Here is a 12358-nt window from a genome sequence, read left to right as displayed (position 1 = left end):
ATAAAACACCGCCTTCACGTCAGCGTAGGTTTACAGAGCTGTATCGGGGGGATAAGATTCTGAGTTTACCGGTAAATTTCCCACCGGTTTGTCTGCATGTTCGTATATACAAATGCATGACCTTCATGGAAAATACCGATCGCGTACTTTCGAAACCATATTGTTGAAAAGGCGTTGGATATGGCTGTTAATGGACTAACAGTTTTCATTGTCGACGATGACCCTGACGTATGCGATGCCTTAGCGGCATTGCTCAGGGCCGAGGGTTTCGTTGTCGAGACTTATTTGTCCGCGACCGACTTCTTGGCTTCTCTGAAGCCCGAGCAGCAAGGATGCATCATTCTGGATATCAATCTTCCCCAGATTTCCGGGTTGGATCTGCAGCAGATTCTGACGGAGAGGGGATTCAACCTACCCATCATTTTCCTCACGGGATATGGCGACGTACCCAAATCGACCGCCGCCTTCAAGGGCGGTGCCGTGGATTTCCTTGAAAAACCCGTGGACGCCGACGTGCTGATACCGGTGATAAGAAACGCGCTCGTGCTCGGTTATCAGCGCTATGAAGAAAAATCGCGGCAGAACGAACTCGACGCTCTTTATGCGAGCCTGACGCCTCGCGAAAAGGAAATCCTGGTGTTTCTGGCGCGCGGCTATTCGGCGAAACAGGTCGGCAAGGCTTTGGGCATCAGTCATCGCACTGCCGAAATTCATCGGGCTCGAATCATGGAGAAGCTGGGGGTTCAATCGCTCGCCGACCTCGTGGCGCTCGCCATCCAGATGGGCATTCGTTGAGCGGTGCGGCGAGCTTTTGCCTTGTTCTGCGAGGCGCCATCGTTCGATCCGGCCGAAAGCCCGCCGGAACTTTCGCTTTCACGGCGCATAGAGCGCCCGCAAATCGTTCCCCGCGGTTCATGAACGAAGCTCTCGATGCCGTGCCGTCGGTTCTCGTCGTGTTGCGCGCGCGAACGAGTACGTAAAAATACGTACATTCGAATCGCGGCTTGGCGTCGTACCCTACGAAAACATTGGAGAACATACGGGTTTTTTCATAAACCAAAATGTTCCGGTAATCCCGGAATCGCCGAACGCATCGCCCTTGCCTTCGCGGCATCGCTCAAGCCACGGATCGCGGCAGCTCGAATACGGTCCCGAGACGATTCTGTTCGATCCGTAGCCGATACAAACGAGAATACGCAGAACCTCTCGTCATCCGGAATTCCGGCTTTGCAAGCAGACGGGTATCGCTCGGGACGCCGCACAGCGTAATCGGAATGGAGGTCAATCGTGCCCAGCGTCAATAAATCCAGCGAGACGTTGAAGCCGGCGAATCCATTCGCAGTTCTTGGACCGTATCTCGTCGTTCTGGCTTCGGCAGCGGCCGTCGTCGGGTTGACCGCTGCGGCCCATGCAGCGGGCTGGCCGATTCCGATCGGCCTTCCTTTACTGGTTCCGGTCTTCCTCGGCGCCTGCTTGGGCGGATTCGGCGCCGGCCTGTTTGCGATGGCGCTGGGACTGGCCGCGGATCATTTTCTGTTCGGGGCGTCCGCTTTCGATATCCAGCGGCTGTTTCCTCATGCGAATGCCCGGGTTCGTTTCGTATTCTTCATGACCGAAGGATTGCTGCTGATCGGGATCGGTCATTGGTACCGGCTGTCGAGGCAGAAGGCCCGCGAGTCTCTGCGGCGCAGGCAAATGCTGGAACAAGAGATCGTCCGTCGAAGGAAACTGGAAGAATTGCTGGTGCGGAGCCAGCGCGCCGTGAAATCGCAGCTCGCGGAAATCGAAAGTATCTATGCCACGGCGCCCGTGGGACTCTGTTTTCTCGATCGGGATCTGCGCTTTGTCCGCATCAACCGGCGGTTGGCCGAGATTCACGGGGCCTCCGTGGAAGCCCATCTCGGCCGGAGCGTGCAGGAGGCGGTTCCGGAGATCGGCCCGGCGATCGTTCCGCACTTGCGGCGAGCGATCGTATCGGGCGAACCGATTCTGGAAAAAGAGATTGCGGAGACGAGACCGAACGGTTCTCGATCGGAGCGGATTCTGCTGGCGAGTTTTTTTCCGATCAAGGAAAGCGACGGCTTTGTCTCGGGCGTGAACGTTGCCGTTCAGGATATCGCCGGGCAAAAGCGATTCGAGGTCGCGCTGCGGGACAGCGAAGCGCGCTTGCAGTTGGCTCTTGAAATGGGCCGAACGGCGGTGTGGGAGCATGACCCGTCGACCGGCGGCGTAACCTGGTTCGATCCGGCGCAGGTGCGTCCGGCTGTCGATTTCGAGGACCGCTTCCTGGCTTGGTTGCAGGAAATCTCGGCACAGGATTTGTCCGCTCTCCCAGAACCCGAAGACCGTTCCGTCCCGAGCCATCGCCGGGAATTCTGCGTCGCGTTGCCGGACGGACGCTCGAATTGGGTGGAGGTCCGGGGGCGGCGGATGTTGGGTGACTCAGGACATTGCCCGCGACTGGCCGGCGCTCTCGTCGACGTTACCGATCGGAAGCGCGCGGAGGAAGGCCAAATCCGTGCCGAGCGACTCTATCGGGCGGTCGGCGAGTCCATCGAATACGGCCTGTGGGTAGGGACGCCCGAGGGCAGCCTGGCGTACGCTAGCGAATCTTTTCTGGCCTTGACCGGCCTGACCCTGGATCGATGTTCGGATTTCGGATGGCTGGCCGCGGTTCATCCGGATGATGCGCCGCGCGTTTCGGAAAGCTGGCGGCTGGCGGTACGGACGCTGCAGCCGTGGGACAGCGAATACCGCTGCCGCGGCACGGACGGGCGCTGGCATCCGATACGGGCGCGCGGAGTGCCGGTCGAGGACCTCGACGGTTCGGTCATGTGCTGGGCGGGTGTCCATCTGGACATCGGTCGTCTCAAGGAGGCCGAAGACGCGCTCTGCGAAGCCGAACGAAGAAAAGACGAGTTCGTCGCGTTGCTGGCTCACGAACTCCGGAATTTTCTCGCGCCGATTCTGACTTCGGCGCAACTGTTGAAACGGCGCGGCTCGGAGCGGCCGGAACTGCTCGAATCGACCGCCGGCAGCATCGAGCGCCAGGTCAAGTCCCTGACTCGGCTGATCAACGATCTTCTGGATGTCTCGCGGCTTGCGCGGGGTAAGTTAAAGCTGAATTTCGAGGTCGCCGACATGGCTTCGGCCATTGCCCAGGCCGTCGAGGTTTGTCGGCCGGTCATTGAAAAAAACCGCCAGGAGCTGGCGCTTCTGGGAACCGGTCGGCAGCTCTGCCTTTGGGGAGACTCGGCGCGGCTCTCGCAGATCGTCGCAAATCTGTTGATGAACGCCGCGAAATTTACGCCGGCAAGCGGCCGGATAGAGTTGGCGATGAACCGGGTCGGGAAAGACATTTCCGTAACGGTTCGGGACAACGGCATCGGAATCGGGCCGGACGCGCTCGAGCATATCTTCGAACCGTTCGCTCGATTCGAGCGGCCGCTGCACAATGCGCCCGGCGGATTGGGCGTCGGCCTGGCTCTCGTAAAAAGCCTGGTGGAAATGCACGGCGGGACGGTTTCGGCCGCCAGCCCCGGTAAAGACCGGGGCAGTGAATTTTCGATCCGGCTGCCTTTGTATGATCCGGCGTCCGGGCGCCCGATGGCCGGCGAAGGCGAAGCGCGGCCGCTCCGGTCCTCCGTGCCGCGCGACATCGTCAGCCCGGCTCATGTTTTGGAAGGATAGAACGGCTCGCGTTCGGCGGCCGGGACTCGAACCGGCCGCCGACAAAACATCGTGCTTCAGATCTTCAGAAGCAATCTGACCGGGTCTTCCAGCAGTTCCTTCAGGGTGAACAGAAAAGTCACGGCTTCGCGGCCGTCGATGATGCGGTGATCGTAGGAGAGGGCCAGGTAGATCATCGGCCGGATCACGATTTGCCCGTCTTCGACCACCGGTCTGTCCTTGATGGCATGCATGCCGAGAATGGCGCTTTGCGGCGGGTTGAGGATGGGGGTCGAGAGCATGGAGCCGAAGATGCCGCCGTTGGTGATGGTGAACGTGCCGCCGCTCAGATCTTCGAAGCTGAGCTTGCCGTCGCGGGCTTTTTGCGAGAAATCGATGATCGCTTTTTCGATTTCGGCGAAGCCGAGGCGGTCGGCGTCGCGCAGAATCGGTACCACCAGTCCGCGGTCGGTGGATACGGCGATGCCGATGTCGTAGTAATCGTGATAAACGATGTCGTTCCCGTCGATCGAGGCGTTGACGATCGGGAAGCGTCTGAGAGCTTCCACCGTCGCCTTGACGAAGAAGGACATGAAGCCCAGCTTGATCTTGTATTCCTGCTCGAAGCGCGCGCGGTGCTGATTCCGCAGATCGAAAATCTTTTGCAGATTGACTTCGTTGAACGTGGTTAATGTGGCGGTCGTGTGCTGCGCCTCGATCATGCGCTCGGCGATGCGGGCGCGAAGCCGGGTCATGGGCACGCGCCGCCCGGTCCGGCCCTCCGTAACCTCGGCTGCAAGCCTTTCCTTCGGCACGGGTTCCGGCTTCCGGGACGGAGCGATCCGTTCCGCCGCTTCCCTTTGCCGGGATTCCAGATAATCCAGCACATCCTGCTTGGTCAAGCGGCCCTCGCGGCCGGTGCCCGCGATCTGCGCCGGATCGAGGTTGTGTTCCATGATCAGCCGCCGCACCGAAGGCCCTAGGGGTTGGGCGAACCTCGTGGGCCTGGGAGCCGCTTCGAGCGCGGCAGCCGGCTGGGGTTTCGCCGGAATTTCCGCGGGCGCCGCGGTTTCGGCGGCCGCGGGCCGGGTCTCCGTATCGATCACCGCCAGAAGCGCGCCGCTCCCGACCACGTCGCCTTTGACATGGCGGATTTCCTGTAACACCCCGTTATCCGGAGCGGGAACTTCGAGGACTACCTTGTCGGTTTCCAGGTCGACCAGCGTCTCGCTCTTTTGCACCGGATCACCCGGCTGTTTATGCCAGTCGAGCAAGGTTGCGTCGCTGATGGATTCGGGCAGATTAGGCACGGTGACTTCGATGCGCATGAACGATTCCTAGTGGCTCTTGACGGGGCACGGTTCTAAACAGTGCATCTTCGACGACTTTCTTCTGCTGCTCCAAATGCCGATGGAATTGACCCACGGCAGGCGCGGCGGACATGGGACGCCCAGCATAGCTGAGGACGATGTCCTTTTCCAGCAGACTCAGGAATCGGTGCTTGATCTGGTGCCAAGCCCCTTGATTTTCCGGTTCCTCCTGACACCAGATCAATTCTTTCATGTGGGAATAGGCCGCCAGTTCCTGCATGAAGGCATCGTAAGGGAAGGGATAGAGCTGTTCGATGCGGATAATGGCGACGTGTTGAAGGTTTTCCTTGCGCCGAGTCTCCAGTAGATCGTAGAACACTTTGCCGGTGCACAGGATGACGCGGGTGATCTTGGCGGGATCATGGGCGTCGATTTCGCCGATGATGTTGCGAAAGCTACCGGTCGACAGTTCGTCCAGTCGGGACGTGGCCAGCTTGTGTCTCAGCAGGCTCTTGGGCGTCATGACGATGAGCGGTTTGCGGCAGGGCCGCAGCATCTGCCGGCGCAGGAGATGAAAAATCTGCGCCGGAGTCGTCGGGACGCAGACCTGGATGTTCTGCTCGGCGCACAGTTGCAGGTAACGTTCGATCCGGGCCGATGAATGTTCGGGACCCTGGCCTTCATAACCGTGAGGCAGCAGCATGGTCAGGCCGCTGAGCCGCCCCCATTTGGTTTCGCCCGAGGTGATGAACTGGTCGATGACGACTTGAGCATTGTTGGCGAAATCGCCGAACTGCGCTTCCCAAATGACCAGGGTGTCGGGCTCGGAACTGCTGTAGCCGTACTCGAACCCGAGCACGCCTTCCTCGGACAGGAGCGAATCGTAAATGTGAAAGCGCGCTTGTTTGTCGCTGAGGTTCTGAAGCGGAATGTAGGCATCACCGGAATTCTGATCGTACAGAATTGCGTGGCGATGGAAGAACGTTCCGCGTCCCACGTCTTGACCGGTCAAACGTACAGCGTAGTCTTCGGTCAGCAGCGAGGCATAGGCCAAGGTCTCGGCATATCCCCAGTCGAGAGGGAGTTCCCCGGCCGCCATTTTGCGCCGGGTATCGATGATCGCCGCGGCGCGCGGATGAAGGGCAAATTCCGGCGGAATGCTGACCAGGCGTTCGGACAGTTCGCGAATGGCCGTTTGCGGCAAGCCCGTTTCGCAGGGCTGCGTCCATTCCGTGCCGAGGTAATGATCCCACCGGGTTTTGGCGTAGTTCGTAGCGTCGTGAACGATCGGCCGGAAGAACGTTTCGTCCTTTTTCAAGCCGTTCTGGTAGTCCTCTTCCATGCGCTGGACGGCATCCGCGGTCACCGCATCTTCGGCGATCAAGCGGTCGGCGTACAGTTTCCGTACCGACGGATGGTTGCGGATAAACCGGTACATCAAGGGTTGCGTCACGGCCGGTTCGTCCGCCTCGTTATGGCCGTGGCGCCGGTAGCAGATCAGATCGATCACCACGTCCCGCTTGAATTTCATGCGGTAATCGAGAGCCAGCCGGGTGATATAAATCACCGCTTCGGGATCGTCGCCGTTCACGTGAAACACCGGCGCCTGAATCATGTTCGCGACGTCGGTGCAGTACAGCGTGGATCGGGCGTCGAACGGGTTGCTGGTGGTGAAGCCGATCTGATTGTTGATGACGATGTGTATGGTGCCGCCCGTCGTATAAGCGCGAGTCTCGGCCATGTTGAGCGTCTCCATGACGACGCCCTGTCCCGCGAACGCGGCGTCGCCGTGAATCAGGACCGGAAGCACGGCGGTCTCGCCGTCTTCGTTCTCGCGCCGGTCCTGCCGCGCGCGCACCGAGCCTTCCACCACCGGATCGATGATTTCGAGATGGGAGGGATTGAAGGCCAGGGCGAGATGCACCGTGCCGCCCGCCGTTTCGATATCCGACGAAAAGCCCATGTGATATTTCACGTCGCCCGCGCTGGCATGTGGCGGCGCGTTGGCGTAGGTGCCTTCGAACTCCTGAAACAAGGAGCTGGGTTTCTTGCCCAGAATATTGATCAGAACGTTCAGCCGGCCGCGATGAGCCATGCCCATCACGATTTCCTTGGTTCCCTTTTCGCCGGCGCGCTGGATCAGATCGTCCAGCAGCGGAATCAGGGCCTCGGCGCCTTCGAGCGAAAATCGTTTTTGCCCCACGTATTTCCGGTGCAGGTATTTTTCGATGCCCTCGGCCGCGGTGAGGAGCTTCAGCAGCCATCTTTTCTCTTCCGCGTCGAAATTTCCCCGCGCGCGCGCGCTCTCCAGCCGTTTCCGGATCCATTGCTTGATATCGCGGTCGACCATGTGCATGTATTCGGCGCCGATATGGCCGCAATAGGTTCGGCGCAGCATCGAGAGAATCTCGTGCAAGGGCAGCCGTTCCGAACTCCGCAGGATATCGATATAGAAGAGGCGGCCCAGCTCGTCTCCGCCCAGCCCGTAATGGGCGGGGTCCAGGTCCCGCAGTTCCGCCGGAGGGGAGAATTTCAGCGGATTGTTGTCGGCGGCCTGGTGGCCGCGGGTCCGGTATTGTTCGATCAGTTGATCGACGGCGGATTGCTTGCGCAACATGTCTTCCGCTTCGGACACCTCGGCAGGCGACTTGGCGGCGACAGGTTCTTTTCCGGCCGAAGGTTCCCCGAGAGCCAATTCCTGCTGAATCGACCGGAATTTCTCCCGCCAGCTTTCGTCGACGGATTCGGGATTGCGCAGGAACTTTTCGTAGAGATCCTCGAGGAAATTGACGTTGTCTTCGCTAAAAGCCGACGCTTCTTTGAACAATTGTAAGAGTTTATTCATTGTATTGGTCTCGGATGTCCGTCCCGTTGTTTCGGAGTTTAAAGGCTTTATGGCCGCCGCGTCACATGCAATCCATCGGGCGGGCGTGGGACGTTTACAACGTCTCAGACAAATTCGAGCCGGATTTTATCTCGGATGAAGTCCGAAAATTTGCCCGGCCGACAGAGCATCCCGACGAATAAACCCGGCGTCGGCCGGACCGGACGCCTGCCAGCCGATTTAATCCGCCATTCCGGACAATGGCAATACGCCGAGCGTTCGGAATATTCTTGTGCTAGCCTGTTTCATGGCGTGATTTTTGTTTCTGAATGAACTACGGCGGGGAATGACGATGTTCGACGGGTTGGTCGGCCGCGTGCCGATATATACGCGCACTCTCGACGTATACGGCTACGAACTCAGTTTTTGCAGCGGCGAGTCCCTGCGCCTCGGCACCAAAGACGACGAGGCGCGGTGGAAGGAAACGGTGCGTCGGGCCGGCCGGCAGCTGGATCTGAAAGATCTGGTCGGCGACAGCCGGGCGCTGATCCGGGTGCCGCCCGGAGCCCTGGGCGTGTGCGAAGATCTGGATTGGCCGAAATCCCAGGTCGTGCTGGCGATGCCGGAAGAAATCTTGAGCGGCGGCGCGGCGGAGGAAACCGCCTCCCGTCTGGCCGGCGAGGGGTTTACCATCGCCCTTCACAATCCATCCTGCGATTGGGGCGAACTCGGGCGCGAGGCCGGCTTCGTGTCGATCTGTTCTCTGGACGCCCGGAAACTCAACGATTTCAAGTCGGATTGGACGGCCCGCCACGACTCAAACCTGCATCTTCTGGTGCGGGACGTGGAAACGCCGGATGAATACGACCGCTTTTGCAAGCTGGGATTCGATTATTACGAAGGCACGTTCTTCGAGCGACCCAGGCCGTTGCAGGGCTGCGAGATACCGGGAAACCGCCTGGCCGTGCTGGAACTGTTGGCGCGGCTGCAAAACCCGAAGGTCGATGTCGCCGAAGCCGAGGCGATCATCGCGCGTGACATGACCCTGAGCTATAAACTGCTCCGCTTGATCAATTCCGCATTTTTCAGTATGTCGAAACGGGTCGATTCGATCCGTCGGGCCGTGGTTTTCTTCGGTTTGCAGCGAATCAAAAATTGGGCATCCGTGATTTTGGTCAATTCCGTCGATTACCGTCCGCGCGAGTTGCTGACCACGGCGATGGTGCGGGCGAGGACGTGCGAACTGCTGGCCGAGCAATTGCAGCGCCCCGAGACCGAGCTTTATTACATCGCCGGGTTGTTCTCGCTGGTGGACGCGGTCATGGACGTTCCCAAGGCGCAGATTCTGCAACATTTGAATCTCGACGACCGCATCGAGGAGGCGCTGCTCCGCGGCAGCGGCCCGATCGGCGAGGTGCTCCGCGCCGCGATCGCATTCGAGCGCGCCGAGCCCGGCGAAATTCAGGACAGCCGGTTCGGGCAGGGGATGCCGGTCCGTACTTACGTGGAATCGATCCGCTGGGCCGCGGACGTCCACCGGGCGCTGGCAGCGCATTGAGCGCGACCGCCGGGCGGCTCGCGCCGTCTAAATCCCGAGTAATTTGCTTGGCTATTGAGCCGGCTTCGTGAGAAAATCCCAGTCGAGCTTTCGATCCCATCCGACCAGAACGGCAATTCTATGGCGGCCTTACCTGCGCGATTGATCGACCGCTTCGGGCGGCGCATCGATTATGTCCGCATTTCCATCACCGACCGTTGCGACTTTCGCTGCATTTATTGCATGAGCGAAGACATGGTCTTTCTGCCGCGCGCGCAGATTTTGACGCTGGAGGAAATTCTGGCCGTCGCCGCGGCATTCGTGGAACTCGGTGTCGAAAAGATCCGGATCACGGGCGGCGAGCCTCTGGTGCGCAAGGGTGCGGTCGATCTTTTGCAAGGAATCGGCAGGCTGCCGGGCTTGAGTGAACTGGTGTTGACGACCAACGGTTCGCAGCTGGAAAAAACCGCATCCCTGCTGAAATCCGTCGGAATCAAGCGCATCAACGTCAGCCTCGATTCGCTGGATGCCGGCCGGTTCCGGAAAATGACCCGGGTGGGAGATTTGGATCAGGTGCTCCGCGGCATCGACGCCGCGCTGGCGGCCGGTTTCGAGCGGCTCAAAATCAACGCCGTCGTGCTCAAGAACCGAAACCACGACGAGGTGGGCGACTTGGTCGCCTATGCGATTGCCAAGAACATCGACATCAGCTTCATCGAGGAAATGCCGCTGGGCGTGGTCGACGGGCACGACCGGGCCGAAGAATATTATTCCAGCGACGACATCAAGCGCGACCTCGACCGGCGGTTTATCCTGTTGCCCACGCCGGAAACCACGGGCGGCCCCTCGCGTTATTACCGCGTCTCCGGCACCGACACCCGCGTCGGGTTCATATCCCCGCACAGCCATAACTTCTGCGGAACCTGCAATCGCGTGAGGGTAACGGCGGAAGGCCGGTTGCTGCTCTGTCTGGGCAACGAGCACTCGATAGACCTGAAACGGATCTTGCGGGCCAACCCGGGCGATATGGACAAGCTGAAGCGCGCGATCGTCGATTCGATGGCGATCAAGCCCGAGCGGCATTATTTCGACATCAAGGCTCAGCCGGTCATTTTCCGCCACATGAACGCCACCGGCGGCTGAAACCGCCGGAGCGCAAGCGCTATTCCAGGACGATCTCGCCGTCCATGACGTGACGGATATGGAGGGCCGGGATTTCCAGAGTCATCTTTACGGCGAACTTTTCATTTCCGGCCAGCTTGCCGGCCTGTAGTTCGTCGTGCACGACCAGCTCGATTTCCCGCTGCGAAGTCACGCCGACTTTTTTCAGGAACTTGCGGATGCTCATGTTGAACGTTTCGTCGTCCATTGCCGTACCTCCTTCATCTCCCTTTCGATCCGATTTTCCGCGCCCGATTCTGGCACGGCAAGCCGTATGAGACCGCGACCGCCTCGGGGGGTAAGGGAATCGTCACGGGCGGCCCGGCGGCGACGTCGCGCGGTCGTTTCCCGCGCTCCCTCTCAGAACAGCGGCGAGACCCCGAATAGCGCGACATGGAAGTGCAGCATTCCGAGATAAAGCACCAAGGCCAGCGCGATGCGCCACCAGCCGATCTCGGCCAGATCGAGCCGATTGCGCCCCGCGCGGATGGCGTTGAAAGGGACGCTCGATGTTACGGCAGCGAATTTCGCCCAGCGTTCCCCGAGATTTCTTTGACGCTTGGCGTCTATCGAGCGGGCTCCGCCCGCGATCAGGAGCAGCAGGGAGCCGAACAGGACGAGCGCCGCGACATCGCCGTTGGCGATCAGGTGCGCCACGGCCCATAGGCCGATGCCCCAGAGAAGCGGGTGGCGGGTGATGCGCAGAACGCCGCGCGCCGGCTCGGCTTCGGGCGGCGAGGATTCGCCGCTTGCTGGCGCCGGGACGGGCGTCGTCAGGCCGGCGACGGCCAGGATGAAAGCGAGCAGCATCAGCAGCGCCGCTACGGGTTTGAACCACGCGAGCTGTCCCCAGGTTTCGAGATAAGGCGCATGGCGATAGGCCCCGATCAGCCAGATCAGGCCAAGCAGCGAAAGGCTGGAAAAACCGATGCGGTAGATGTGCTCGCCGTATCGTGCAACGAGCCGGCCCCGCCATCGGGTGCCGGCGATCAGGAAATGGACGCCGACGAAAAACGCGGCGGCGAGCGTAAGCTGAATCATGTGGAGGCTCCAGGTTCGAGTTCGGTACGGTGTAGGCGCCACGCCGTCGGCGGCGGGATTCGACCGGCCTATTTTTCCAGCAGGCGAGGCATCAATTCCACCAGATTGCACGGACGGGTACGGTAATCGAGCTGATCGCGGATGAGCAGATCCCAGGCGGTGCGGCACGCGCCGGAGGAGCCGGGCAGACAAAAGAGGTAGGTGCCGTTGGCCACGCCGGCGACGGCGCGGGACTGGATCGTCGAGGTTTTGATGTCCTGATAGGAGAGGGTGCGAAAGACCTCGCCGAATCCGTCCAAGGTCTTGTCGAACAAGACCGAAACCGCTTCCGGCGTGCCGTCGCGTCCGGTAACGCCGGTGCCGCCGGTGGTGATGACGACCCGAACGGTTTCGGAAGCGATCCACTCCGAGACCACGGCGCGTATCCGGTAAATGTCGTCGGGCACGATGCGCTTGTCCGCCAGGCGATGTCCTGCCGCCGTCAGCCGCTCGGCCAAAGTCTTTCCGGAAACGTCGTTTTCTTCCGTGCGCGTGTCGGATACCGTCAATATCGCGATATCGAGGGGAATGAAGCTTCTTTCTTCGGCCATCGAGATGCTTTCCTGTCGTGCGTGTTGTAAATTCAGTCCGCGAGAGGCCGGCTTGCCGTTCGTTCGGAGGCGGCGCGGCCGATTGGAAAACTATCGAACATCCCGGGGAGGCGCAACCCTCACGAAACATCCGGACTTGATTAAATATTAATAAATACTTATATTTTATTTTGCGGTTGGCCCGCAATCGGGCGTCGGTCGGCGCTTCCGGTGATTTTTCAAGGTT

The 12358-nt window shown here is 60.2% G+C and carries 10 protein-coding genes; 5 read left to right on the top strand and 5 right to left on the bottom strand.

The window, feature by feature from the left end; translation table 11 throughout:
- The first annotated feature begins 180 nt into the window (after window positions 1-180).
- Both ACWJKU_RS15085 and ACWJKU_RS15080 read left to right on the top strand, forming a co-directional pair.
- Window positions 181-795 carry a response regulator transcription factor gene (locus ACWJKU_RS15085; RefSeq protein WP_454143493.1) on the top strand — a complete coding sequence of 205 codons (615 nt, stop codon included), beginning with the start codon at window positions 181-183 and terminating at the stop codon, window positions 793-795.
- A gap of 492 nt (window positions 796-1287) precedes the next feature.
- Window positions 1288-3690 carry a PAS domain-containing sensor histidine kinase gene (locus tag ACWJKU_RS15080; RefSeq protein WP_454143491.1) on the top strand — a complete coding sequence of 801 codons (2403 nt, stop codon included), beginning with the start codon at window positions 1288-1290 and terminating at the stop codon, window positions 3688-3690.
- A 56-nt stretch (window positions 3691-3746) separates the two neighbouring features.
- On the opposite strand, the gene odhB is transcribed toward ACWJKU_RS15080, so the two are convergent.
- Both odhB and ACWJKU_RS15070 read right to left on the bottom strand, forming a co-directional pair.
- Complete coding sequence (gene odhB / locus ACWJKU_RS15075; RefSeq protein WP_454143489.1) at window positions 3747-4997, bottom strand: 2-oxoglutarate dehydrogenase complex dihydrolipoyllysine-residue succinyltransferase; 1251 nt, start codon at window positions 4995-4997, stop codon at window positions 3747-3749.
- Window positions 4972-7824 carry a 2-oxoglutarate dehydrogenase E1 component gene (locus ACWJKU_RS15070; protein ID WP_454143487.1) on the bottom strand — a complete coding sequence of 951 codons (2853 nt, stop codon included), beginning with the start codon at window positions 7822-7824 and terminating at the stop codon, window positions 4972-4974. The genes odhB and ACWJKU_RS15070 overlap by 26 nt, the downstream gene beginning before the upstream one ends.
- 135 nt (window positions 7825-7959) lie before the next feature.
- Here ACWJKU_RS15070 and ACWJKU_RS15065 point away from each other — a divergent pair, with 135 nt between their 5' ends.
- The 3 genes from ACWJKU_RS15065 (at window position 7960) to moaA (ending at window position 10483) form a co-directional block, all read left to right on the top strand.
- A complete protein-coding gene (locus ACWJKU_RS15065) occupies window positions 7960-8136 on the top strand; it encodes a hypothetical protein (RefSeq protein ID WP_454143485.1) in 177 nt (58 codons plus the stop codon).
- A gap of 19 nt (window positions 8137-8155) precedes the next feature.
- Complete coding sequence (locus tag ACWJKU_RS15060; protein ID WP_454143483.1) at window positions 8156-9361, top strand: EAL and HDOD domain-containing protein; 1206 nt, start codon at window positions 8156-8158, stop codon at window positions 9359-9361.
- Window positions 9362-9481: 120 nt separating this feature from the next.
- A complete protein-coding gene (gene moaA / locus ACWJKU_RS15055) occupies window positions 9482-10483 on the top strand; it encodes a GTP 3',8-cyclase MoaA (protein ID WP_454143481.1) in 1002 nt (333 codons plus the stop codon).
- Window positions 10484-10502: 19 nt separating this feature from the next.
- On the opposite strand, the gene ACWJKU_RS15050 is transcribed toward moaA, so the two are convergent.
- The 3 genes from ACWJKU_RS15050 to moaB form a co-directional block, all read right to left on the bottom strand.
- Window positions 10503-10709, bottom strand: a complete 207-nt coding sequence (locus tag ACWJKU_RS15050; RefSeq protein WP_454143479.1) for a DUF6494 family protein — start codon at window positions 10707-10709, stop codon at window positions 10503-10505.
- A gap of 152 nt (window positions 10710-10861) precedes the next feature.
- Entirely contained in the window at window positions 10862-11542 is a 681-nt protein-coding gene (locus ACWJKU_RS15045; RefSeq protein ID WP_454143477.1) for an NnrU family protein, read from the bottom strand.
- A 68-nt stretch (window positions 11543-11610) separates the two neighbouring features.
- Entirely contained in the window at window positions 11611-12132 is a 522-nt protein-coding gene (moaB, locus tag ACWJKU_RS15040; RefSeq protein ID WP_454143475.1) for a molybdenum cofactor biosynthesis protein B, read from the bottom strand.
- Window positions 12133-12358: the final 226 nt, after the last annotated feature.

It is taken from the genome of Methylocaldum sp. MU1018 (assembly GCF_053646775.1).
Note: the sequence above shows the minus strand (reverse complement) of the source record. Positions and strands in the feature narration are given on the sequence as shown.

Excerpts from the sequence above, each read along its gene's own strand:
- moaA (WP_454143481.1), top strand. The coding sequence starts at position 9,482 with ATGGCGGCCTTACCTGCGCGATTGATCGACCGCTTCGGGCGGCGCATC.
- moaB (WP_454143475.1), bottom strand. The coding sequence starts at position 12,132 with ATGGCCGAAGAAAGAAGCTTCATTCCCCTCGATATCGCGATATTGACG.
- ACWJKU_RS15050 (WP_454143479.1), bottom strand. The coding sequence starts at position 10,709 with ATGGACGACGAAACGTTCAACATGAGCATCCGCAAGTTCCTGAAAAAA.
- ACWJKU_RS15045 (WP_454143477.1), bottom strand. The coding sequence starts at position 11,542 with ATGATTCAGCTTACGCTCGCCGCCGCGTTTTTCGTCGGCGTCCATTTC.
- ACWJKU_RS15070 (WP_454143487.1), bottom strand. The coding sequence starts at position 7,824 with ATGAATAAACTCTTACAATTGTTCAAAGAAGCGTCGGCTTTTAGCGAA.
- ACWJKU_RS15085 (WP_454143493.1), top strand. The coding sequence starts at position 181 with ATGGCTGTTAATGGACTAACAGTTTTCATTGTCGACGATGACCCTGAC.
- ACWJKU_RS15065 (WP_454143485.1), top strand. The coding sequence starts at position 7,960 with ATGAAGTCCGAAAATTTGCCCGGCCGACAGAGCATCCCGACGAATAAA.
- odhB (WP_454143489.1), bottom strand. The coding sequence starts at position 4,997 with ATGCGCATCGAAGTCACCGTGCCTAATCTGCCCGAATCCATCAGCGAC.
- ACWJKU_RS15060 (WP_454143483.1), top strand. The coding sequence starts at position 8,156 with ATGTTCGACGGGTTGGTCGGCCGCGTGCCGATATATACGCGCACTCTC.